We start from the raw sequence: 21,621 nt of genomic DNA on the forward strand, positions 1-21,621 counted from the left end.
GCGGATCGTTACTCGATCCAGCCCTGCTCCTTGTAGTATTTCGCGGCACCGGCGTGCAGCGGGGCCGAAAGACCGGCGGTCGCCATTTCCTTGGGGTCAAGATTGGCAAAGGCCGGGTGCAGGCCGCGGAAATCGTCGAAATTCTCGAACACCGATTTCACGACCGTATAAACCGCCTCTTCGCTCACCGCGTCAGAGCTGACAAAGGTGGCGCCGACACCAAAGGTCTGGGTATCGGCGTCATTGCCGCGATACATGCCGCCGGGGATGGTGGCGGTGCGGTAATAGGGGTTGTCGTTCACCAGCTTGTCCACGGCCGGGCCGCTGACCTCGACCAGCACACTGTCACAGGCGGTGGTTGCCTCCTGGATAGAGCCGGAAGGGTGACCGACGGTATAGACCATCGCGTCGATCTGGTTATCGCAGAGCGCGGCAGACTGTTCGGCGGCCTTCAATTCGGTCGCGAGCGCGAAATCATCGGTTGTCCAGCCCTTGGCCGCCATCAGCACTTCCATCGTGCCGCGCTGGCCCGATCCGGGATTGCCGATATTGACGCGCTTGCCCTTGAGATCGTCAAAGCTGGTGACGCCGCTATCGGCGCGGGCCACCACGGTGAAGGGTTCGGGATGGACCGAAAACACCGCGCGCAGCCCCTCGAACGCGCCATCGTCGGCAAAGCTCGATGTGCCGTTATAGGCGTGATACTGCCAGTCGGACTGCGCGACGCCGAATTCAAGCTCGCCCGCGCGGATGGTCTTGATGTTGTAGATAGAGCCGCCGGTGGATTCCACCGAGCAGCGGATGCCGTGATCCTTGCGGCCCTTGTTGACCAGACGGCAGATCGCGCCGCCGGTGGGATAATAGACGCCGGTGACGCCGCCGGTGCCGATGGTGATGAACTCCTCGGCCATCGCCGCCGGTGCCATCAGCGTGGCCAGCGCGGCCCCGGCAACAGTGAATTTGAACTTGGCAAACATCATGATCTCCCTTTTTTGATGATGTCGTTTCGGTTTGCGTGTCAGCCGTCCCAGGTTTCGCCAAGGCGGCGGCTGCTCTCTTCGACCCGTGCGATGCGCGCGCGCGCCGCCGGGCCTGCACGGCTCACCAGCATCCCGATCATCGCTTCGACAAAGACGAGGGTGGCCACATAGGAGGAATAGAAATGCGGGCTGTTCGAGGGCAGGACGAACCCCGCCGAGGCATGGGGCAGCGCCGGGCAGGCGTGGCTGTCGGTGATGACCACCACATATGCCCCCTGCCCCGCCGCCATCTGCGCGGCCTCGATGGAGCGGGTGGAAAACGGCGGCTTGGTCACGACAAGGAACGCGTCGCGCGCATCCAGATCGGCCAGCGCCGCCCCGAGCGAGGCCCCCATGCGCCCGCCGATGATCCAGTTTCCGGTGCAGAAATGCGCCATGTAGGCAAGGTATTCCACCACGCCGGTAGAGCCAAGCGCCCCGAACACAAGCACGTTGCGCGCCCCGTCGAGCCGGGCCACCGCGCGCTCCAGCAGCGGCCGGTCGATATCGCGCAGGAGGGTTTCAAGGTTGTTCTGGCACGCCCCCACATGGGCGTCGAAAAACCCGGTCTCGCCCGCCTCGTGGGCCGCCTGCAACCGCTCTGCACGCTCGGCAAAGCTGTTGACGCGCTGGCCGATCTTTTCGCGCATGTCCTCGCGCAGATCCTCGAAACTCTGGTAGCCGATGGCGCGCGCGAGCCGCGAAAACGTGGCGGGCGCAAGCCCGCTTTCCTGTGCCACGCTGCGCAGCGACCGGGTCGCGGTATCAACGGGATGCGCCGCTACATATTCGCCCGCCTGCCGCAGCTTGTCACTGAGGCCGTCGAAATTCCGCGACAGTCTGTGTTCGAACGAGGCGTTCAAACGGTATCCCCCTGATGTCGTCTTTTTTGAAACATTGGTTCCATCTGTTTCACCTCTTGTCAACAGGTGATTCATTTGTTTCAGTCAGGCGAGCAGCCAAGGATACGCATCATGACCCATGTCTTTCCCCGCCACACCAAGGCCCGCCCGCCCCGCGCCGCGCGCGGCGACGGGGCCTATATCATCGACGAGACCGGCAAGCGCTATCTCGACGGATCGGGCGGGGCGGCGGTGTCGTGCCTTGGCCATTCCGACCCGGACGTGACGCAGGCGATCAAGGATCAGGCCGACCGAATCGCCTTTGCCCATACCGGGTTCTTCACCTCAGAGCCCGCCGAGCGGCTGGCCGACCGGCTGATTGCCCACGCGCCCGAGGGGATCGAGCGGGTCTATTTCGTCTCCGGCGGCTCCGAGGCGGTGGAGGCGGCGCTGAAACTCGCGCGGCAGTATTTCCTGGAGAAGGGAGAGGCCAGCCGCACCCGCTTCATCGCGCGACAGCAGAGCTATCACGGCAACACGCTGGGCGCGCTCGGGACGGGGGGCAACATGTGGCGGCGAGAGCCGTTCGCGCCGCTGATGGTGGAAACCTCGCATATCTCGCCCTGCTACGCCTATCGCGGGCAGCAGGACGGCGAATCGCCCGAAGATTACGGGCTGCGCGTCGCCGATGAGCTTGAGGCGGAACTGCACCGCGTCGGCCCGGAAAACGTCATCGCTTTCGTGGCAGAGCCGGTGGTGGGCGCGACCCTTGGCGCGGTGCCGCCCGTGCCGGGATATTTCAGGCGCATCCGCGAGATCTGCGACCGTCACGGCATATTGCTGATCCTCGACGAGGTGATGTGCGGGATGGGGCGCACCGGCACGCTTTTCGCCTGCGAGCAGGACGGCGTGCGCCCCGATATCGTGACCATCGCCAAGGGGCTTGGCGCGGGCTATCAGCCCATCGGCGCGATGCTGTGCTCAGCCGCGATCTATGCCGCCATCGCGGGCGGATCGGGTTTTTTCCAGCATGGCCACACCTATATCGGCCATCCCATCGCCTGCGCCGCCGCCGATGTGGTAGTGACGAAGCTGACCCACGGCGGCATGACCGACCGCGCGGCGCAGATGGGCGAGCGGCTCGACGCGGCGCTGCGCGACCGCTTTGGCCAGCACCCCCATGTCGGCGACATTCGCGGGCGCGGCATGTTTCGCGGGCTGGAACTGGTCGAGGATCGCGAGAGCAAGACACCATTTGATCCCGCGCGCGGGGTCCACAAGCGGATCAAGGCGGCGGCGTTTGACGCCGGGCTGATCTGCTACCCGATGGGCGGCACGATCGACGGGCGGCGGGGCGATCATGTCTTGCTTGCGCCGCCTTTCATCCTGACCGAGGACCAGGTGGGCGAGTTGGTGGACAAGCTCGCCCTCGCGATGGAAGCGGGCCTCGCATGAGGGCGCTGCCCCGGCTGATGGTCGCGCCCAACGGCGCGCGGCGAAGCAAGGCAGATCACCCCGCCCTGCCCATGACCCTGCCCGAGATCGTCGCCACCGCGCGCACCTGTCTTGAGGCGGGCGCGGACGGGCTGCACCTGCACCTGCGCGACGCGCAAGGGCGGCACCTGCTCGACGCCGGAGCCTATCGCGAGGCGCTGGCGGAACTCGCCCGCGCGGTGCCCGGCATGGCGGTGCAGGTCACGACCGAGGCGGCAGGGATCTATGCCCCGCCCCGCCAGCGGCAGGTGGCGCTCGATGCCGGGGCCGATCTGGTCTCGGTCGCGCTGCGCGAAATGGCCGAAGAGGCCGATGAGGCTCCCGGTTTCTACGCCGCCTGCGCCGAACGCGACATCGCGGTGCAGCATATCCTTTACGACGCGGCGGATTTCGACCTGCTGGCGCGGCTGGTGCCGGAGGGTTTGCGCGATGCGGCAGGGGTGCAGATGATCTTCGTGCTTGGCCGCTACAGCGCCGGGCAGGAAAGCGACGCGCGCGACCTTGCCCCGTTCCTTGAGCGGCTGGCGGCGCGGAATACCCCCGCCGATTGGGCCGCCTGCGCCTTTGGCCGCGCCGAAACCGCCTGCCTCGCGGCCGCGCACGCGGCGGGCGGCAAGCTGCGCGTGGGGTTCGAGAACAGCCTCTGGCACGAAGATGGGCGGCTGGCGCGCGACAATGCCGACCGCGTGCGCGCGGTGATGGCGGCCTGCGCGTGAGTTGCGGCGCGTAGGGGGTTTGGGCTGGAGGGGATGTTGGAGTGCTGCCCCGCGCGGAACAAGGCGCGCTTGCGCGCCGCCGCGCATCGCCGGGCCGCCTGACCGGCACGGCGATTCGGCTGCCACCTGCGCCACCCTCTGAGGTTTTTCGGATTTGGCGCGATAAAGTGCTGCCAAACTGACGTTGGATCGCCGCACCGCGGCCCGTCGATGCGCGGCTCCCTCAACCTCTGCTCCACCCCCCAACCGCCTCCCTCACAAGGCGGCGTCGAGCCGCGCCCACTCTGCCGCCGTTCCGGCCATGCCAAGCCTGATCCAGTGCCGTGACCACGGGAAAACCCGTGTCCAGATATGGGCACCGGCAAGCCGCTCCTTCGCCGCCACGGCATCCGGCGCCGCATAGGTCCGAAAGAGCGGCGTGCCGCCGACAAGCTGCCAGCCCGCGCGCCCTGCCAGCGCATCGAGCCGGGCAGCGTCTCGGTTCAGGCGCGCGGTGGTTTCGGCCTGCCACGCGGTATCGCCCAGCGCCTTGCAGGCCACCTCGATCGCCGGGCCGGAGACCGGCCACGGCCCGGCCATCTCTCGCACCCGCGCCGCCATGCCCTCACACGGCAGCACGAAACCCAGCCGCAGCCCCGCCAGCCCGTAGAACTTGCCGAAGGAGCGCAGCACCAGCACGTTCTCTGCCGCGTCAAGCAGCGGCGCGAGCGACAGGCCCGGCTCGGGATCGGCAAAGCTTTCGTCCACCACCAGCACCCCCACCCGGCCTGCCAGCGCCATGAGCGCCTCGGGCGCGTGCCGGCCTCCGCAGGGGTTGTTGGGGTTGACCACCACCGCCAGGTCCGCGCCCCGAAGCGCCTCTGGCGTGGCCACCTCCTCCACCGCCCAGCCGCCCGCACGCAGCGCGGCGGCGTGCTCGTTATAGGTCGGCCCCAGCACGCGCGCGAGCCCGCGCGGCACAACATACGGCACCGTCTGGATTGCCGCCTGCGCGCCTGCCAAGGGCACCACCTCGGCGCGCGTGCCGTAACAGGCCGCCGCAGTTGCACTCAGCCGCGCCATATCCTCGTGCGTGGGCAGGGCGGTGAACGCCCGCTCCGAGAGCGGCGGCACCGGGTATGCCACCGGGTTGATCCCCGTCGACAGGTCGAGCCAATCCGCCGCCGCCCCGCCAAAGCGGTGCCGCGCGGCATCCAGATTGCCACCATGATCGCGGAGCGTTGTCATGCCCATGTTAGAGCAGCCACAGCGCCCCGAGCGCAAGCGCCATCAGCGCCATCGCCCGTGCATAAAGCCGCAGCGCACGCCGCACATCCGCCGCGCCGGGATCGCGTGCCGCACCGTTCAGCCACGGCTCCTCGCTCACCCGGTCGCCATAGGCACGCGGCCCCGAGAGGCGGACGCCCAGCGCCCCCGCCATCGCCGCCTCGGACCAGCCCGCATTGGGCGAGCGGTGCGCGCGCGCATCCCGCCACATGATGCGCAGGGCGCGCGCCATATAGCGCGGCGCGGCCAGCGCGAAGAGCACCCCCGTGATCCGCGCGGGGATCAGGTTGGCCAGATCGTCAAGCCTCGCCGCGACCTTGCCGAAGGCCTCGTAGCGCGCGTTGCGATGCCCGATCATCGAATCGAGCGTGTTGACGGCCTTGTAGGTGGCGATCCCCGGCAGGCCCGCCACCACGCCCCAGAACACCGGCGCCACGATGCCGTCGCCGGTATTTTCCGCAAGGCTTTCGATCGCGGCGCGGGCCACGCCCGCCCCGTCGAGCAGGGCCGGATCGCGCCCGACGATCATCGCCACCGCCGCGCGCGCGGCCTCCAGATCGCCGCGCAAGAGAGGCGCAGCCACGGCGGCAACATGGGTATGCATCGAGCGCAGCGCGATGAGCGGCCAGGCCAGCAGGCCGCCGATGACCACGCCCCACAGCCCCTCCGGCAAGACCCGTTGCACCAGCAGCGCAGGCCCCACCGCGAGAGCCACGACCAGCGCCACGCAGAGCGCTCCCATACCGATACGTATGGAGCGCCCCCCGCGATTGCCCAGCCGCTCCAGCGCCGCAATCACCGCGCCCAGCCATGTCACCGGATGCCCGATCCGCGCATGGAGCCAGCTGGGCCACCCCAAAGCCAGATCAATCGCCAGCCCCACCAGCATCATGCCCGCAAAGCTCATGCCGCCCCCCCGGTGGCAAAGCGCAAAACGCCTGTCAGCCCCGCCTCGGCCAGCGCCGCCCCGGCCCCGTCGGGCACCTTGCCGGGGGCAAAGATCAGCGCCCGCGCCGTGCCGGTATACGCCCGCGTATGGCCAAGCGCGCCCAAGTCTCGCGCCAGCGCCGCCATCGGGTCCACCGGCCCGCGCAAGGCCGAACAACGCCGCGCCGATTCGGTGGCGATCCCGGCCACCGCCGCCAGATCGCCCCGCGCCACCGCCGCGCGCCAGAACGGCACCAGATCGGCGATATCAGGGAAATCATGATCCTCGGGATCGGTGCGCGCCGACGCGCCCCAGAACCCGCCCACCACCTCGCAGGGCGGCGGCAGCGGCAGGTCCTCAATCACGCGCGCCTCACGCGAGGCCCAGAGCATCGCATCGGGCGCGGGATACATCAGCGGATCGGTGGCACCCTCGACCGCGAGGCAGGCGCGCGCCAGCGCCTCCGGTTCGGCGCGCGCGCCCATCGCCCGCGCACTTGCCACAAGACACGCGGTCGAGGCCCCGGCCCCCGCCCCCATCGGCATGTCGCACCCCAGCCCCGGCCATGCCACCGGGCCAAGCCCCAGCGCGCGGGCAAACCCGGCCACCGCGCGCGGCGGGAACAGCCGGTCAATCCCCGGCCCCTCCCCCGCTGCCATCACGCCAAGCGCAGGGCAGGCCAGCGTCACCAGCACCACCGGACCCTCGGGGCCAAGCCGCCCCTGTATCCATTCCCCGAAATGGCCCGGCACGCGGATCGCGGGCCGGGCCACCGGGGTCATCTGCCTTGTCATCGGCCCCGCCCTCATCGCCCTTGCCGCGTTGTCACGCGGGGGGCGATGATTGTCGAGACCAAACGGCGCTTAATGCACGACCGCATCGGCGGGCGGCTCTGCGCGCGTCGTGCCGACGCGCTCCCCGATGATGAGGCCATCCGGCCCCGCCGTCACCGGCACAACCGCCCCGTCGAGGATATCGCCCGCGAGGATCGCCTCGGCCAGCGGGTCCTGCAACGCCTTCTGGATCACGCGCTTCAGCGGGCGCGCACCATAGACCGGGTCATAGCCCTCGTCCGCCAGCCATTTGCGCGCCGAATCGTCTAGCTCCAGCGCGATCTTGCGCCCCGCCAGCCGCTTGAGCAGACGCGCCATCTGGATATCGACGATGCCATCCATCTGCGGCCGCGTCAGCCGGTCGAAGATCACGATCTCGTCCAGCCGGTTGAGGAATTCGGGCCGGAAATGCGCCCGCACCGCCTCCATCACGCCGCGCTTGGCCTCGGCCACGTCCGCGCCTTCGGGCAACTGGCTGAGTGCCTGCGACCCTAGGTTGGAGGTCAGTACGATCAGCGTCTGCTTGAAATCGACCGTGCGGCCCTGACCATCGGTCAGCACGCCATCGTCGAGCACCTGCAAGAGCACGTTGAACACCTCGGGATGCGCCTTTTCGACCTCGTCGAAGAGGATCACCTGATAGGGGCGGCGGCGGACGGCTTCGGTCAGCACGCCGCCTTCCTCATAACCGACATAGCCCGGAGGCGCGCCGATGAGGCGGGCGACCGAATGCTTCTCCATGAACTCGGACATGTCGATGCGCACCATCGCGCTGTCATCGTCAAAGAGGAACTCGGCCACCGCCTTGGTGAGTTCCGTCTTGCCCACGCCGGTCGGCCCGAGGAAGAGGAAGCTGCCCAGCGGGCGGCCCTCGTCGTTGAGGCCCGCGCGCGCGCGCCGCACCGCATTGGCCACGGCCCGCACGGCGGTATCCTGCCCGATCACCCGGCGGTGGAGATTATGCTCCATGCTCAGCAGTTTCTCGCGCTCGCCCTCCAGCATCCGCGCGGTGGGGATGCCGGTCCAGCGTTCCACCACCTGCGCGATCTGCTCGGGGCGCACGGCCTCTTCGACCATCACATCGTCATCGGCGCGGTTCTCGGCCTCGGCCAATTGCTTTTCCAGCCCCGGAATGACGCCGTAGGACAGCTCCCCGGCGCGGGCGAGGTTGCCCTCGCGCTTGGCGATGTCAAGCTCGGCGCGGGCGCGGTCGAGCTGTTCCTTGAGGTCGCGCGCGCTGGCCAGCTTGTCGCGTTCGGCCTGCCATTGCGCGGTCATCTCCGATGAACGTTCTTGCAACTCGGCCAGTTCCCGCTCCAGCTTGGCCAGCCGGTCCTTGGAGGCGGTATCGTCCTCTTTTTTCAGCGCCTCGGCCTCGATCTGCTTTTGCAGAATTTCGCGGTCGAGCGCGTCCAGCTCCTCGGGCTTGCTGTCCACTTCCATGCGCAACCGGCTGGCCGCCTCGTCCATCAGGTCGATGGCCTTGTCGGGCAGGAACCGGTCGGTGATGTAGCGATGGCTGAGCGTCGCCGCCGCGACCAGCGCGGAATCGGAGATGCGCACACCGTGGTGCAGCTCGTATTTTTCCTTGATGCCGCGCAGGATGGAAATCGTGTCCTCCACCGTCGGTTCCTCGACCACCAGCGGCTGGAACCGGCGGGCCAACGCCGCGTCCTTTTCCACATGCTTGCGGTATTCGTCGAGCGTGGTGGCACCGATGCAGTGCAATTCGCCGCGCGCCAGCGCCGGTTTGATCAGGTTGGCGGCATCCATCGCGCCATCCGCCTTGCCCGCGCCCACCAGCGTGTGCATCTCGTCGATGAAGAGGATGATCTCACCGGCGGCCTGCGTCACTTCGTTCAGCACGCCCTTGAGCCGCTCCTCGAACTCGCCGCGATATTTCGCCCCGGCAATCAGCGCGCCCATGTCGAGCGCCAAGAGCCGCTTGTTGCGCAAGGATTCCGGCACGTCGCCATTGACGATGCGCAGCGCGAGCCCCTCGGCAATCGCCGTCTTGCCCACGCCCGGCTCGCCGATCAGCACCGGGTTGTTCTTGGTGCGGCGCGAGAGCACCTGCATGGCGCGGCGGATCTCGTCATCGCGCCCGATGATCGGGTCGATCTTGCCCTCGCGCGCCGCCTCCGTCAGGTCGCGCGCGTATTTCTCCAGCGCCTCATAGGTGTCCTCGGCGCTCGCGGTATCGGCGGTGCGACCCTTGCGCAGATCGTTGATCGCCTCGTTGATCTTTTGCGCGCTGATGCCGCCCGCTTCCAGCGCCTCCTTGGCGGGCGAACGCACCACGGCCAGCGCGCACAGAATGCGCTCCACCGGCACGAAACTGTCCTTGGCCTTGGTCGCCAGCTTCTCGGCCTCCGAGAGAACCTTGCCGGTCTGCTGATCCATATAGGTCTGACCCGCATCGCCCGAGACCTGCGGGATTTTCGCCAGCGCCAGATCATTGGCCTGCGCCACACGCGCAGCATCGCCGCCTGCGCGATTGATGAGATTGCTGGCCAGCCCCTCGGGATCGTCCAAGAGCGCCTTCAGGATATGTTCGGGGGCCAGTTTCTGATGGCTTTCGCGCATCGCGATGGTCTGGGCCGCCTGGATGAACCCGCGCGACCGTTCCGTGAACTTGTTGAAGTCCATGGCTCTTTCTCCTTTTCCAAAGCGTTCCCGTTATTGGCACCCTGCAAGAGGCGTGCACCGGGTGGGAACCTTGACCAGAAAATGGGTAACGCCTGCGTGAGGTTCAAGCGGCCCGGCCGTGAGAATAACGAAAATTGCACGTTTTTGTGACGCGGCCTTGGCGCAACCTCATGGAATTCCCACGTTTTCAATAGTTATCCACAGGCGCAGCCAGCGCCCCCCATCAGGAGCCACGCCATGTCCGATCCGCATCTCACCCTCGGCCCGGTCCGCTACAACCCCGAGACCGGCAGCTATGAAACGCTTGCCGAAATCGCCCATGATGGCCTGCGCTTTGCCTATCCGGTCGATCTGCCCGCGCCCATGACTGCCGATTTCGATTACGTGATGCGGCGGTTGCGTGCCCGTGCGCTTGATGCGCACCGCTCGGGCCGCGCGCCGCTGCGCCTGTGCCATGCTGCGCCCGCGATTTGCGGTGCCGTTCCCCCGGCGCGTGCCGCCTGAGGGCGCTCCAGACCGCGACGGGGCTTGACGCTTGGTGGCCGCACCGCGACAAGGCGTCAAACCCCATGCCGGAGCGCCGCCCCATGTCCGATGACCGCCTGATCGTTGCCCTTGATGTGCCCGATGCGCTCTCGGCGCTGAAACTGACCGAAACGCTGGGCGATGCCGTGTCGTTCTACAAGATCGGCCTCGGGATGCTCACCGGTGGGGGGCTTGCCGTCGCCACCGAGCTCAAGCAGGAGCATGGCAAGCGCATATTCCTCGACATGAAGCTCTTTGACATCGGGGCCACGATCGAATCCGCCGTGCGGGGGCTGGCGCAATTCGATCTTGATTTCCTCACCGTGCATGGCGATCCGCATGTCGTGCGCGCGGCCAAGGAAGGGGCGGGGGGCAAGCCGCTGAAAATCCTCGCCGTGACCATCCTCACCTCGCTTGACCGCGCCGATCTAGATGCCGGGCTGATACGCCCCGGAGACCTGCCCGATCTGGTGGCCGAACGCGCCGCCCGCGCTTTTGAGGCCGGGGCCGATGGCGTCATCGCCAGTCCGCAGGAGGCGGCGATGATCCGCGCCTTGCCGCAGGCTACGGGCCGCCTCATCGTCACCCCCGGCGTGCGCCCCATGGGTAGCGCGCTGGGCGATCAGAAGCGCGTGGCCACCCCGGCGCAGGCCATCGCAAACGGGGCCGATCACATCGTGGTGGGGCGTCCCGTCTGGGCAGCAGCGGACCCGCGCGCGGCGGCGCTTGCGATCCTCGACGAGTTGCGCGGGGCCTGACGCCTCAGCCCGCGCGCCGCCGGGTGAGATCAAGAAACACGTCCTGCAAATCCGCCTGTTCGGTGCGCACATCGCGAATGCTGATCCCCGCCGCGCGCACCGCCGCCAGCACCGCCTCGGCGGGGGTTTCGCTGGCGCGATAGGCAATCACGATGGCCCCGTCCGCACGCCGCGTCACCTCCAGCCCCGCCCCCTCGGGCAACGCCGCCGCCGGAGTCTCGGGCTGGATGATCATGGTCTTGCCGTCAAGCCGCCCCAAGAGCCGCGCCGTGCTGTCGCGCGCCACCACTTCGCCCTCGTTGATGATGGCGATCTCGTCGCACATCTCCTCGGCCTCCTCCAGATAATGGGTGGTGAGGATGATGGTCATCCCATCGCGGTTGAGCCGCCGGATGTTCTGCCACAGCATCTGGCGCAGCTCGATATCCACCCCCGCCGTCGGCTCGTCGAGCACAAGGACATGCGGGTGATGCACCAGCGCCTTGGCCAGCAACAGCCTGCGCCGCATCCCCCCCGAGAGCGTGCGGGCATAGGCGTCGGCCTTGTCCTCGAGGCCCACCATCGCGAGGATCGCATCGCTGCACCGCTCGCGGCGCGGCACGCCGTAAAGCCCGGCCTGCACCTCCAGCGCCTCGCGCGGGGTAAAAAACGGATCAAGGTTCAATTCCTGCGGCATGACGCCGATGGAGGCGCGGCTCTGGCGCGGGTTGCGGTCCTGATCGAACCCCCAGATCGTGACCTGCCCGGAGGTTTTCACCACCAGACCGGCAAGGATATTGATGAGCGTCGATTTCCCCGCGCCGTTAGGCCCCAGAAGGCCGAACACCGCGCCTTGCGGGATATTCAGATCGACACCCTTCAGCGCGCGCTTCTCCGGCCCGTGCCGCCCGCCCGCATAGGTCTTGACCAGCCCGCGTATTTCGATGGCGTTCCCGGCCATGCCGCTCTTGCCCCCTGCCTGAAGTTCAACCATAGTCCGACCTAATCCAACCCTGCGCAAAAGGAAATGTCCCGATGGCAACCCAGGCCCCTGAAATCCGCTATGTCGAGAGCTATCGCGTGGCCTGTGACGGCGGCGAGGGCGCGCTTGGCCATCCCCGCGTCTGGCTCCAGATCCCGCAGGAGGTGGGGTATGTGGAATGCCCCTATTGCGATGCGAAACTCATCCACCGCGATTTCGAGGGCAAGGTCTGAGCCGTCTGCCGCGTGGTGACTGATGCAGTCGGGCTTTGGATATTTTTGGCAAGATGAAGCCTGATCGGGAGGGCAAGTGATGTCATTCGGCAAAGGCTGTCACCTGCACCTGATCGACGGCTCGTCCTTCATATTCCGTGCCTATCACGCGCTGCCGCCGCTGACGCGCAAATCCGACGGGCTGCCGGTGGGGGCGGTGTCGGGATTTTGCAACATGCTGCAACGCTATGTCGAGGGCAATACCGGCTCTGACGCACCCACCCATGTGGCGGTGATCTTCGACAAGGGCAGCCACACCTTTCGCAACGATCTTTACCCCGAATACAAGGCCAACCGCGAGGCCATGCCCGAGGACCTGCGCCCGCAAATCCCGCTGACGCGCGAGGCCACCCGCGCCTTCAACATCGCCTGCGAGGAAATCGAAGGGTTCGAGGCCGACGACATCATCGCCACGCTGTCGTGCCAGGCGCGCGATCTGGGCGGGCGGGTGACGATCATTTCCTCCGACAAGGATCTGATGCAACTGGTGGGCGGCGGGGTCGAGATGCTCGACGCGATGAAGAACCGCCGCATCGACGTGGACGGCGTGCGCGAGAAATTCGGCGTGGACCCCGAGCGCGTGGTCGATGTGCAGGCCCTGGCTGGCGACAGCGTCGACAATGTGCCCGGCGCGCCCGGCATCGGCATCAAGACCGCCGCGCTTCTCATCAACGAGTTCGGCACGCTGGAGGAGCTTCTGGACCGCGCCGGAGAGATCAAGCAGGCCAAGCGCCGCGAGACGCTGATGACGATGCGTGACCAGATCGAGCTGTCCAAGCGCCTCGTGCAGCTTGATTGCGACACGCCGCTGGGCTTTACCCTCGACGATCTGGAGGTGCGCGACCCCGACCCCGACACGCTGCTGGGGTTCCTCGCGGAAATGGAGTTTCGCACACTCTCGAAACGCATCGCCGAGGCGCTGGGCAAAGATGCGCCCACCATCCGCGAGGCCGCCCCGCAGAACGCGGCGCAAGAGCCACCGGCCGCCCCCGATTGGCCCGCGATCACGCCTGAAACCTACGCGCATGTAAGCGACATGGACGCGCTCAACGCCTGGATCGCCACGATCCGCGCGCAAGGGTATGTGGCCATCGACACCGAAACCACCTCGCTCAACGAGATGCAGGCCGATCTTGTCGGCATCTCGTTGGCCACGGCACCGGGCACCGCCTGCTATATCCCGCTGGCGCACAAGGGCGGGGCGGCGGATGATCTTTTCGGCTCCGATGCGCTGGCCGAGGGGCAATTGCCCTTGGCCGAGGTGCTGGCCGCGTTGAAGCCGGTGCTGGAGGATGATGCCATCCTCAAGATCGGACAGAACATGAAATACGACGCCAAGATACTGGCGGGCCATGGCGTGACCATCGCACCCATCGACGACACGATGCTGATGTCCTACGCGCTGCACGCGGGCAAGCATGGCCACGGCATGGATACGCTCTCGGATCGCTACCTTACCCACACGCCAATCCCGATCAAATCGCTGCTGGGCTCGGGCAAATCCGCGATCACCTTTGACCGCGTGCCGGTGGCCGATGCCGTGCCCTATGCCGCCGAGGATGCCGATATCACCCTGCGGCTGTGGCTTACCTTCAAGCCGCAATTGCACCGCGCCCGCGTCACCACCGTCTACGAGACATTGGAGCGGCCCCTCGTGCCGGTGCTGGCAGAGATGGAGCGCGCGGGCATCCTCGTGGACCGCGCCACGCTGCGCGCCATGTCGGGCAAGTTCGCGCAGAAGATGGCGGCGCTCGAGGCGGAGATTCACGAACTGGCAGGGCGCAGCTTCAATATCGGTAGCCCCAAGCAGTTGGGCGAGATCCTCTTTGACGAGATGGGCCTTGACGGCGGCAAGAAGGGCAAGACCGGGGCCTATGCCACCGGGGCCGACGTGCTCGAAGACCTGGCGACCGAGCACGACCTGCCCGCCCGCGTGCTCGACTGGCGGCAGCTTTCCAAGCTGAAATCGACCTATACGGACGCGCTTCAGGATCATATCGACCCGGATACGGGGCGCGTGCACACCTCCTATCTGCAAACCGGGGCCAGCACGGGGCGGTTTTCCTCCTCCGATCCGAACCTGCAAAACATCCCCGTGCGCTCCGAGGAGGGCCGCCGCATCCGCGAGGCCTTTGTTGCCTCGCCTGGGCACCGCCTCGTGTCGCTCGATTATTCCCAGATCGAGCTGCGCATCCTTGCGCATGTGGCGGGGATCGACGCGCTGAAACAGGCGTTTCGCGAGGGCCAGGACATCCACGCCATGACCGCATCAGAGATGTTCGGCGTGCCGATGGACGAGATGACGCCCGATGTGCGCCGTCAGGCCAAGGCGATCAATTTCGGCGTGATCTACGGCATTTCCGGCTTTGGCCTTGCGCGCAACCTGCGCATTCCGAGAGGGGAGGCGCAGGGATTCATCGACCGCTATTTCGAGCGCTTCCCCGGTATCAAGGACTACATGGACGACACTGTTTCCTTCGCCAAGGAACACGGCTTCGTTCAAACCCTCTTCGGGCGGAAAATCCACACGCCCGAGATTTCGGCGCGCGGCCCCCGCGCCGGGTTCGCCCGCCGCGCGGCGATCAACGCGCCGATTCAGGGCAGCGCCGCCGACATCATCCGCCGCGCCATGATCCGAATGCCGCAGGCCATCGCGGACATGCCCGCGAAAATGCTGTTGCAGGTGCATGACGAACTGATCTTCGAGGTCGAGGAGGAAGCGGTGGACCGCCTCATCGACACCGCCCGCGAGGTGATGCAGGGGGCCGCCCACGCGGCGGTGCATCTCGATGTGCCGCTGGTGGTGGATGCCGGGCAGGGGGCCAACTGGGCCGAGGCGCATTAAAGCGCCCCCATCTCAGAACGGGGCCTTGGCGCGGAACCGCACCCCGGCCCCGCCATCGGGGTGACGCAGGCGCAATTCCTCGGAATGCAGCATCAGGCGCGGATAATCGCGCGCCGCCCCGCTGGCATAGAGCGGGTCTCCAAGGATCGGGTGGCCGAGGCTCAGCATATGCACCCGAAGCTGATGGCTGCGCCCGGTCTGCGGCATGAGCCGCACCCGGCTCTCGCCCTCGCCTTGCCGCAGCACCCGCCATTCGGTCAGCGCCGCGCGCCCGGTCTCGTGGCAGATTTTCTGCAACGGGCGGTTGGGCCAGTCGACAGTGATCGGCAGATCGACCGTGCCCGTCCTGGGCGACAGCGCCCCGAACACCCGCGCCACATAGCTCTTTTTCACATACCGTTTCTCGAATTGCAGGCCGAGATGGCGCTGCGCATGGGGGCTGAGCGCGAACACCATCACCCCGGATGTGTCGCGGTCCAGCCGGTGCACAAGCAGCGCCGAGGGAAACGCCGCCTGCACGCGCGCGAGCAGGCAATCGGCAAGATCCGCGCCCTTGCCCGGCACGCTCAGGAGGCCCGCAGGCTTGTTCACCACCAGCAACTCGTGATCGTGGTGCAGGATATCGAGCGGGGTATCGGGCGGGCGGTAATCGGACATGGGCGCGGCATATACCAGCGCGGGGCCGCGCGCCACCACCCGCTCAGCCGATGATCGCCTCAAGCACGCGATCAGTGTGGGTATAGGTGAGGCCATGCCCCGCCCCCGCGATCACCACATGCTGCGCACGCGGGTTGAGCGCCGCCAGCCGTGCCTTGCGCGAGAGCGGGATCACCCGGTCCTCGGCCCCCCAGATCGCGCGCACCGGCACGCCGGCCCCGGCAATCGCGGCATGGATCGCGCTCTGGTCTTCGGCCAGTATCCCCGCCACCGACCGCGCCACCGCAGGCACGAACCCGCGCCAGCGCAGTTCCGCCTGCTGCCGGTCCACGATCCCCGGCACCGATGAGGGCAGCGCGCGCTCGGCCTCGCAGCCCCGGCGAAAGCTGCGCGCGAAGGCCGCGAGCATGAGCCACCGGCCAACTGCCCCGCCGCGCGCCACCAGCCGCGCCACCGGCCCCAGATCATGGCCCAGCCCGGCAGGCGCGATGAGGATGAGCGCGCGTGTGTAGCCTGGGTGGCGCGCGGCGAACCCGGCGGCAATGGCACCGCCCATCGAATAGCCGATCAGCGTCACCGGCCCGTCAACGCCTTGATCGGCCAGCAAGTCCTCAAGCTGTCCGACAAAGAACGCGGTATCCTGCGCGCCGCCGGGCCGGTCCGAGTAGCCGCGCCCGTAAAGATCGTGGCAGAGCACCCGGTGGCCCGCCGACACCAGCCCCGGCACCAGCCCGTCCCAGACAAACGAAGGCGTTGTCAGCCCATGCACGCAGACCGTGACCGCGCCCCCCTCCGGCCCGTGCCAGCGGTAATGCGTGCGCCCGCGCGAGAGCGGGGCAAACGCGCCCGGTGCCTGGGCCTGAACCGTGGCGATGCGGGGTTTGAGCGCCTCGCGCAGCACCGGCGCTGCCACCGCCAGCGCCAGAAGCGCAAGCGCGCCCCAGATCACCGCGCCGCCTGCCATGCGTCGAGGATATAGCGGCTTGTCATCAGGTCGAGATGCGCGCCGCCGCCATTCTTGAACAGGGTGATCTCGTCTTCCTTGAGGCGCTGGAACGCCTTTGGCGCGTAGTAATCGGCGATGATGTCCTCGCGGCGGATCACCCCCGCCGCCATCGGAATCGCAATCTCGCCGATATGGCCCACCGTGGTCTCAACGCTGTCCACGAAAAGCCGCGCGCGGCGCAGCGCGTCGTCATCGGCCTCGCGCATATCGGGGCGATAGGCGCCGATAAGGTCGATATGCTGGCCCGGTTGCAGCCACTCGCCGCGCAGGATCGGCTCTGTCGTCATGGTGGCGGAGGTGACGATATCGGCGGCGCGTACCGCCGCCTCCAGATCGTCGGCCACCGCGATCCCATCACAGGCCGCCGCCATCTCCTCGGCGCGCGCGCGGGTGCGGTTCCACACGGTGAATTCCGCGTCGGGAAAGGCGGCGCTGTAGGCCTGCCACAGCGACTGCGCCACCGTGCCCGCGCCGATGATGAGGATGCGCCCGCTATCGGGCCGCGCCAGCCGGGTGGCGGCATAAAGGCTGTCGCCCGCCGTCTTCCACTTGGTGACAAGGTGAAAATCAATGATCGCGGCAAGCGTGCCGGTGGCGTCGTCGTAAAGGTTTACCCCGCCATTGACCGTGGGCAGACCGGCCCCGGCATTGCCCGGAAAGATCGTGGCGGATTTGACCGCAAGGCCCAGCCCGTCGATCCACGCCGCGCGATTAAGGAGCGTATCCTTGTCGCGATAGAGGAAACTGTCGGCGATCTCGGCGCGGGGGCGGTCATGGCCCGCCTGCAACGCGGCACAAAGGCTCAGCCAGTCGAGCGCGCGCTCGCCCTCGTCAAACGGGATGATGGTGGGGGTCATGGCGCGTCTCCTTTGCTCAGCGGCGGTGTTTCGGGGGCTTGGCGGTCACTGTCGCATCGCGCCGCGTCTCGCGCCAGAGCAGGTATAGCCCCGACCCGATGATAAGCGCGATGCCGATCCAGGCGGTGGCATCGGGCCATGTACCAAACACCGTGACCCCCCAGAAAATCGCCATCGGCATGGCGGCATATTCGAACGGCGCGGCAAAGGCGGCCTCGGACAGCCGGTAGGCCTGGCTGATGCACAGCCCGCCAAACAGGCCCGCAACGCCCAGCATCGCGAAAAGCGCGTAATCCCCGGTCGCAGGCCAGACCCAGCCGCGCAGCAGGAATTCGAGCGACGGATGCCCGGATCCGGCAAAGCGCCCGTCGCCTATGGCCATCCCTATGAGCACGCTGGCCACCAGAAAGGTGATCTGGATATAGGCCGCCATCGTCGCGGCACTTTCGGTGCCGCCGATGCGGCGGGTGAGCATGTGCAGCGTGGCATACAGAAACGCGGCGGCGATGGGCAAAAGCGAGGCCGCCTGGAACGCCGCCGTGCCCGGCTTGACGATCACCAGAACGCCGACAAAGCCCACCGCGATGGCCGCCCAGCGCCGTGGCCCCACCGTCTCGTGCAGGAAGATCACCGAGAACACGGTGATAACCAGCGGCGAGACGAAAAAGATCGCGGTCGCCTCGGCAAGCGGCAGCGCCGCCAGCCCCAGAAACAGGCACATATTGGCCGCCACAACGCAGAGCCCGCGCACGATATGGATCACCGGGCGGCGCGTGCGCAGCACCCCAAGCCCGCCTGCGAAGGGCATCACCAGCACGGCGAACACGACCAGCGCCACCAGCGCGCGGATGAATACCACCTGGTGCAGCGCATAGCCGCCCGACAGGAACTTGATCCCGACATCGGTGACCGAAAAACACGTCACCGCCGCCAGCGCATAACCGGCCCCGGTGAGGTTGGCGGTCTTGACGGTGGCGGTGGTCATTCTGCCCCCTGGCTGCGCCTGCGTGTCGATACATGCGCGAACCGCCCAGCGATTGCAAACCCGTCCTGCCGCGCGTGACCGGATGCTATTGGTCTACGCCTGACACAAGGTGCCCGCTGCCATGACGGGGGCCGCTCAGGGGCTGAAGGGGACGTTCGCCTGCTGTCTCCCGCGCGGAGTCAAGGCGCGCCTTGGCGCGCCGCCGCGCGAGCGCCCGTCCGCCCCCTCGGGCGGGCACTCGCGCTGGTCAGGACTTGATGCGATAGCCGGTGCGAAAGATCATCCAGACCGCCGCGAGGCACAGCGCGAAGAACACCGCCACCGCCAGCAGGCTGAGGCCGGGGCTGACATCGGCAACGCCGAAAAACGCCCAGCGGAACCCCGAGATGAGATAGACCACCGGGTTGAACAGCGTCACCACCTGCCAGGCGGGCGGCAGCATCGAGACCGAGTAGAAGGCCCCGCCGAGGAAGACCAGCGGCGTGACCACCAGGAGCGGCACAAGCTGCAATTGCTGGAAATTCTCGGACCATATCCCGATGATGAAGCCGAACAGCGCAAAGCTGATGCAGATCATCACCAGGAACGCCACCATCATGACCGGATGCACGATCTCGATCTCGACGAAGAGCCGCGCGGTCATCAGGATCACCGCCCCGATCAGGAGCGATTTGGTCGCCGCCGCGCCGACATAGCCGGTCACGATCTCGAAGGAACTGACCGGGGCCGAGAGGTGCTCGTAGATCGTGCCGATGAATTTCGGGAAGTAGATGCCGAAAGAGGCGTTGGAGATGGCCTGCGTCATCACGCTCAGCATGATGAGGCCGGGCACGATGAAGGCACCATAGCTCACGCCCTCCACCTCGTCGATGCGCCCGCCGATGGCCGCGCCGAAAACCACGAAATAAAGCGTGGTGGAGATGACCGGCGACAGGAGCGATTCAAAAATAGTGCGGAAAAACCGCTTCATCTCGTAGATATAGATGGCCCTGACGGCGTGCAGGTTCATGCTGCTCCCTCCTGCACGAGGCCCACGAAAATCTCTTCCAGGCTACTTTGGCGGGTCTCGATATCGCGCACGCCCAGCCCCTCGCCCGCCAGCGCCTGCAACAGCCGCGTGATGCCGGTGCCGTCGCCGCGCGTGTCGTAATGATAAAGCAGAGCATGGCCATCCTCGGCCAGTTCCAGCGCATAGGCGGCAAGCGCCTCGGGCACCACCGCGACCGGCTGCACAAGATCGATGCGAAGGGTCTTGCGGCCCATCCGGCGCATCAGATCGGCCTTGTTCTCCACCAGCAGAATCTCGCCCTTGTTGATGACGGCGACGCGGTCGGCGATGGCCTCGGCCTCCTCGATGTAATGGGTGGTCAGGATGATGGTGACGCCCTGCGCCTTGAGCCCGCGCACCACCTCCCACATGTCGCGGCGCAGTTCCACATCGACGCCCGCCGTCGGCTCGTCAAGAAAGAGCACCCGCGGCTCGTGGCACAGCGCCTTGGCGATGAGCACCCGGCGCTTCATCCCGCCCGACAGCTCGCGCGTGCGGGCATTGCGCTTGTCCCAGAGCGAGAGCTGCCGCAGGGTGCGCTCGATCAGCGGCTCGTCGGCCCCCTTGCCGAAAAGACCGCGCGAGAAACGCACCGTGTTGATGACCCGCTCGAACGGCTCCAGCGCCACCTCCTGCGGGACGAGCCCCACCAGCTGCCGCGCGGCGCGCCAGTCGCGCACCACGTCATGCCCGCCGATCCGCGCGTGCCCGCCCGAAGGCGCGGTGATCCCGCACAGCGCCGAGATGAGCGTGGTCTTGCCCGCACCATTGGGGCCGAGCAGCGCGAGGATCTCGCCCTGCTCGATGGCAAGTGACACGCCAGACAGCGCAACCAACCCGTCCTTGTAGGTCTTGGTGAGGTGTTCCACCTCGACAATGGCACCCATGCTGCCCCCTTTCGTTTGGGCCGCAACCTAGAGGGCCTGCGCGCGGCTGCAAGCGGCGCGAACGGCCATTGACCTGTGCGCAAACGCGCGGTGGCGGATTGGAAACAGTCTGTCCTCCACCATTTGTTCATCTTTCCACCGCAGTCTGCTAATGTCCCCGATGGGTGGGACCGATATGAACTGGGGAGGCGAGATGTTCGCACGGGTCCTGACCGCTCTTTTTCTGAGTATTTCCTTGTCTGCGGGGATCGCACAGGCCGAAGGCAGGCCGCGCGTCCTGATGGTGGGCGATTCGCTCTTTGCCATGCACAAGCTTGTCGGGGCCTCGGTGGGCGTGCGCCTGCGCGCCGCGCTTGATGCGCCGGTGGTGGATAATTCCGTGGCCGGGGCGCGCTATCTCTACAAGCTGCCGATTTCCGGGGCGATGGGCCTCAACATCACCAAACAATACCGCCGGGGCGACTGGGATTGGGTGGTGATGGGCGGCGGCGGCAACGATCTCTGGGTCGGCTGCGGCTGCAATCGCTGCGAGCGCAAGATGGATCGGCTGATCTCGAAGGACGGGCGGCGCGGGGCGATTCCCGGAATGGCCTCGCGTGCGCGGCAAGACGGTGCGCAGGTGCTGCTCGTGGGCTATATGCGCACGCCGGGCAAGGGCTCTCCGATCGAGCATTGCGCCGACGAGGGCGCGGCACTCGATGCCCGCCTCGCGCGGCTGGCGGCGCTGGATGCGGGCGTGCATTTCCTGTCGCTCGCCGACATGGTGCCCTATGGCGACCTCAGCTATCACGCGCTCGACCGCGTCCACCCCTCGTTCAAGGGCAGCCGCGAGATCGGGCATCGCATCGCGCGACTCATCGCCGCCGAATCGACCGGGGCAATGGTGTCGCGCAGCGCGGCGGGGGGCGGGGCGCGGGCGCGCCCCGCCCGCGCAGCGGGCCACCCAACCCCCGCCCCCCCCCCGCGCTATCCCCCCCCCCGGCGGCGGGAGCGGGCCCCCGGCCCCCCCCCCCCGACATAGCGGTACATGTTTGGGGGGGGCGCGGGGGCCGCCCCATCGCCCCCGCCCACAC

The 21,621-nt window shown here is 67.4% G+C and carries 20 protein-coding genes; 7 read left to right on the forward strand and 13 right to left on the reverse strand.

Annotation, left to right across the window (positions count from 1 at the left end; all coding sequences use genetic code 11):
• Positions 1 to 8: 8 nt before the first annotated feature.
• A complete protein-coding gene (locus ABIE58_RS06060; RefSeq protein ID WP_354543791.1) occupies positions 9 to 977 on the reverse strand; it encodes a TAXI family TRAP transporter solute-binding subunit in 969 nt (322 codons plus the stop codon).
• 41 nt (positions 978 to 1,018) lie between these two features.
• A complete protein-coding gene (locus ABIE58_RS06065) occupies positions 1,019 to 1,882 on the reverse strand; it encodes a MurR/RpiR family transcriptional regulator (protein WP_354543792.1) in 864 nt (287 codons plus the stop codon).
• Positions 1,883 to 1,993: 111 nt separating this feature from the next.
• Here ABIE58_RS06065 and ABIE58_RS06070 point away from each other — a divergent pair, with 111 nt between their 5' ends.
• Positions 1,994 to 3,316: an aspartate aminotransferase family protein gene (locus tag ABIE58_RS06070; RefSeq protein ID WP_502950066.1), complete on the forward strand. Its 1,323-nt coding sequence runs from the start codon at positions 1,994 to 1,996 to the stop codon at positions 3,314 to 3,316.
• A complete protein-coding gene (locus ABIE58_RS06075) occupies positions 3,313 to 4,071 on the forward strand; it encodes a beta-keto acid cleavage family enzyme (RefSeq protein WP_354543793.1) in 759 nt (252 codons plus the stop codon). Before ABIE58_RS06070 ends, ABIE58_RS06075 begins: the two co-directional genes overlap by 4 nt.
• A 255-nt stretch (positions 4,072 to 4,326) precedes the next feature.
• Here the strand turns inward: ABIE58_RS06075 and cobD are convergent, their stop codons facing one another.
• The 4 genes from cobD to clpB all read right to left on the reverse strand — a co-directional run bounded on the left by cobD (position 4,327) and on the right by clpB (position 9,747).
• The gene (gene cobD / locus ABIE58_RS06080; RefSeq protein WP_354543794.1) at positions 4,327 to 5,298 is read right to left on the reverse strand and encodes a threonine-phosphate decarboxylase CobD; all 972 of its coding nucleotides are present in this window, start codon (positions 5,296 to 5,298) and stop codon (positions 4,327 to 4,329) included.
• Positions 5,299 to 5,305: 7 nt separating this feature from the next.
• A complete protein-coding gene (gene cbiB, locus ABIE58_RS06085; RefSeq protein ID WP_354543795.1) occupies positions 5,306 to 6,244 on the reverse strand; it encodes an adenosylcobinamide-phosphate synthase CbiB in 939 nt (312 codons plus the stop codon).
• Entirely contained in the window at positions 6,241 to 7,059 is an 819-nt protein-coding gene (locus tag ABIE58_RS06090) for a propanediol utilization protein (RefSeq protein ID WP_354543796.1), read from the reverse strand. Before ABIE58_RS06090 ends, cbiB begins: the two co-directional genes overlap by 4 nt.
• Before the next feature lie 69 nt (positions 7,060 to 7,128).
• Positions 7,129 to 9,747 carry an ATP-dependent chaperone ClpB gene (gene clpB / locus ABIE58_RS06095; protein ID WP_354543797.1) on the reverse strand — a complete coding sequence of 873 codons (2,619 nt, stop codon included), beginning with the start codon at positions 9,745 to 9,747 and terminating at the stop codon, positions 7,129 to 7,131.
• Between the two features lie 237 nt (positions 9,748 to 9,984).
• Between clpB and ABIE58_RS06100 the strand changes: the two genes are divergently transcribed.
• Both ABIE58_RS06100 and pyrF read left to right on the forward strand, forming a co-directional pair.
• Positions 9,985 to 10,251, forward strand: coding sequence for a hypothetical protein (locus tag ABIE58_RS06100; RefSeq protein ID WP_354543798.1), 267 nt, complete (start codon positions 9,985 to 9,987; stop codon positions 10,249 to 10,251).
• An 83-nt stretch (positions 10,252 to 10,334) separates the two neighbouring features.
• Positions 10,335 to 11,030, forward strand: a complete 696-nt coding sequence (pyrF, locus tag ABIE58_RS06105; RefSeq protein ID WP_354543799.1) for an orotidine-5'-phosphate decarboxylase — start codon at positions 10,335 to 10,337, stop codon at positions 11,028 to 11,030.
• Positions 11,031 to 11,034: 4 nt separating this feature from the next.
• Here the strand turns inward: pyrF and ABIE58_RS06110 are convergent, their stop codons facing one another.
• Positions 11,035 to 11,970 carry an ABC transporter ATP-binding protein gene (locus tag ABIE58_RS06110; RefSeq protein ID WP_354543825.1) on the reverse strand — a complete coding sequence of 312 codons (936 nt, stop codon included), beginning with the start codon at positions 11,968 to 11,970 and terminating at the stop codon, positions 11,035 to 11,037.
• 74 nt (positions 11,971 to 12,044) lie between these two features.
• On the opposite strand from ABIE58_RS06110, the gene ABIE58_RS06115 reads away from it, so the two are divergent.
• Entirely contained in the window at positions 12,045 to 12,224 is a 180-nt protein-coding gene (locus ABIE58_RS06115; RefSeq protein WP_354543800.1) for a zinc-finger domain-containing protein, read from the forward strand.
• Between the two features lie 79 nt (positions 12,225 to 12,303).
• Complete coding sequence (gene polA / locus ABIE58_RS06120; protein WP_354543801.1) at positions 12,304 to 15,108, forward strand: DNA polymerase I; 2,805 nt, start codon at positions 12,304 to 12,306, stop codon at positions 15,106 to 15,108.
• A 12-nt stretch (positions 15,109 to 15,120) separates the two neighbouring features.
• Here the strand turns inward: polA and ABIE58_RS06125 are convergent, their stop codons facing one another.
• The 6 genes from ABIE58_RS06125 to ABIE58_RS06150 form a co-directional block, all read right to left on the reverse strand.
• Positions 15,121 to 15,765, reverse strand: a complete 645-nt coding sequence (locus ABIE58_RS06125; protein WP_354543802.1) for an RluA family pseudouridine synthase — start codon at positions 15,763 to 15,765, stop codon at positions 15,121 to 15,123.
• Between the two features lie 43 nt (positions 15,766 to 15,808).
• Positions 15,809 to 16,729, reverse strand: coding sequence for an alpha/beta fold hydrolase (locus tag ABIE58_RS06130; protein WP_354543803.1), 921 nt, complete (start codon positions 16,727 to 16,729; stop codon positions 15,809 to 15,811).
• Positions 16,711 to 17,628 (reverse strand): ornithine cyclodeaminase family protein, encoded by a 918-nt coding sequence (locus tag ABIE58_RS06135; protein ID WP_354543804.1) that lies wholly within the window; start codon positions 17,626 to 17,628, stop codon positions 16,711 to 16,713. Before ABIE58_RS06135 ends, ABIE58_RS06130 begins: the two co-directional genes overlap by 19 nt.
• Before the next feature lie 16 nt (positions 17,629 to 17,644).
• Positions 17,645 to 18,613, reverse strand: a complete 969-nt coding sequence (locus tag ABIE58_RS06140) for a DMT family transporter (RefSeq protein WP_354543805.1) — start codon at positions 18,611 to 18,613, stop codon at positions 17,645 to 17,647.
• A 247-nt stretch (positions 18,614 to 18,860) separates the two neighbouring features.
• Positions 18,861 to 19,622, reverse strand: a complete 762-nt coding sequence (locus tag ABIE58_RS06145; RefSeq protein ID WP_354543806.1) for an ABC transporter permease — start codon at positions 19,620 to 19,622, stop codon at positions 18,861 to 18,863.
• The gene (locus ABIE58_RS06150) at positions 19,619 to 20,548 is read right to left on the reverse strand and encodes an ABC transporter ATP-binding protein (RefSeq protein WP_354543807.1); all 930 of its coding nucleotides are present in this window, start codon (positions 20,546 to 20,548) and stop codon (positions 19,619 to 19,621) included. The genes ABIE58_RS06145 and ABIE58_RS06150 overlap by 4 nt, the downstream gene beginning before the upstream one ends.
• Positions 20,549 to 20,741: 193 nt before the next feature.
• Here ABIE58_RS06150 and ABIE58_RS06155 point away from each other — a divergent pair, with 193 nt between their 5' ends.
• Positions 20,742 to 21,569 (forward strand): SGNH/GDSL hydrolase family protein, encoded by an 828-nt coding sequence (locus tag ABIE58_RS06155; protein ID WP_354543808.1) that lies wholly within the window; start codon positions 20,742 to 20,744, stop codon positions 21,567 to 21,569.
• The last annotated feature ends 52 nt before the right edge of the window (positions 21,570 to 21,621 follow it).

Origin of the sequence: Roseovarius sp. MBR-78, from assembly GCF_040547535.1 — a bacterium.
Classification (GTDB): domain Bacteria; phylum Pseudomonadota; class Alphaproteobacteria; order Rhodobacterales; family Rhodobacteraceae; genus Roseovarius.